The organism is Bacillus sp. S4, from assembly GCF_040838205.1.
In the GTDB taxonomy this organism is placed as follows: Bacteria; Bacillota; Bacilli; order Bacillales; family Bacillaceae_G; genus Bacillus_A; species Bacillus_A cereus_U.
Map to the genome: position 1 here is coordinate 1 of NZ_JBFPJI010000494.1, position 1,605 is coordinate 1,605.

Consider the following 1,605-nt stretch of genomic DNA (forward strand, 5'->3'; position numbering starts at 1 on the left):
CTTTAACAGTTACTCCGTTATGAGTTCCGCCTTTTGCAATGAGATACGCAACTTTATTAATAATACTTGAATTAAAATGAACGCCGCCTTGATCCCATCCATTAAAATCGTTAAATTCACTGTAATCATCTGGATAAGGTACTCCAAGTGAAGATGGAACAGAAGCTGGGTTTTCCATATCACGGAAAACAGATCCAGTTTGTTCTCCCATTGTCCAGTTAAAGCTTCCATTATTTACGTATTTCTCAATAGATGTTCCCATAATATCAGATAGCGCTTCATTAATCGCACCAGATTCACCGTAATATTCAAGATTAGATTCGCTAGAAGTAACAGCATGTGTAAATTCATGTCCAGCTACGTCATATGCCTTGACAATAGGATCGCCATATACAAGCATACTTCCATTATTAGCACTTAATGCATTTTGCCAATTTTTCGGATCGTTCGTATCTTCAGAATCCCAAGCATGTACAACTGAAACTACCTTTTGTCCCTTATTATCAAAACTATTACGCTTATATTTATCTTTATAAAAATCAAATACCTTTGTTGCTAAATAATGAGCACTTACTGCTTTTGGATCGTTAAATGTTGTTGAAGTGCTGGTTGCTAGTGTACCAGGATAATAGCTTTCTTCTTTAGTAATATCTCTGTAATTCACATCATATGTTTCAATTCCTTGCCCTCTTGTATAATCAGCAAGTGCATATTTACCATTACTTTGTTTAGAAATACCAAATGAACGAGATATACCTAAATCATCTTTTCCTGTTCCAGTTAATGATGTAAGATTGCTTTTTTTACTTTCCTTTAAGGCTCCAACAAGCTTTTCACTTGCTTTTAAGTTGGATTCTTGAACCATATTTTTTAACATATCCCCATTCTGTGCATTTACTAGATATGTTCCAGATACATAGTTTGGTGTTGCTGCCGCAAATGTAACTTGGTATGCATTGTTAGCTTGTCCATTATTTTCATCAACAAAAATAACTTCCTTTACTTCTGGCTCAGAAATATAATTGATATCGCTCCCATACTTCGTATAAATATATTGTTTCGCTGCTTCTTCTGATAGATTACTAGGTTTTTTAAAATTTTCTTGGTTTAAATTTTGCGCGCTATCTCCTGAAACACTTTTAATAACACCCTTTTTATCTACATGTGCAGTTAATTGATGCCCATATACTTCTTTCCCCTCATATGTTTGTTGTATACGTACAAGTGTAGTTCCATCATACGAACCACGTTTTTGAAGAACTTTATAATCCACTCCAGTTTCTCCATTTACTTGTTTTGGAGACAAGGCTTGTTCTGTTTTCTCCTTAAGAGCATCTTTCACTACATTCTCTGGTGCCTTTTGTGACGGTTGTGTAAGTTCACCTGTACGGAACGAATCCTCTTGAATTTGAACTTGTAGTTGATCGGTTTCCTCTGCATGACCTACTCCATATGGTACTACAGCTGTTAAAGCTAAGCCTGTTGTTAACGCTACCTTAGTTAATGTCTTTGTGTTTTTCATTTTTTCACCTCGTATAATTTTTGAAATAGAAAGCTTGTACAAAATATACTGTCTAATATTGTCGAAAAAAAGAGAAAATGCAG

1 protein-coding gene is annotated in these 1,605 nt (G+C 34.8%); it reads right to left on the bottom strand.

Annotation, left to right across the window (positions count from 1 at the left end; translation table 11 throughout):
- On the bottom strand, positions 1 to 1,522 hold a 1,522-nt coding region (locus AB3X48_RS21955; protein ID WP_367959948.1), incomplete at its 3' end, for a M4 family metallopeptidase.
- Between the last annotated feature and the right edge of the window lie 83 nt (positions 1,523 to 1,605).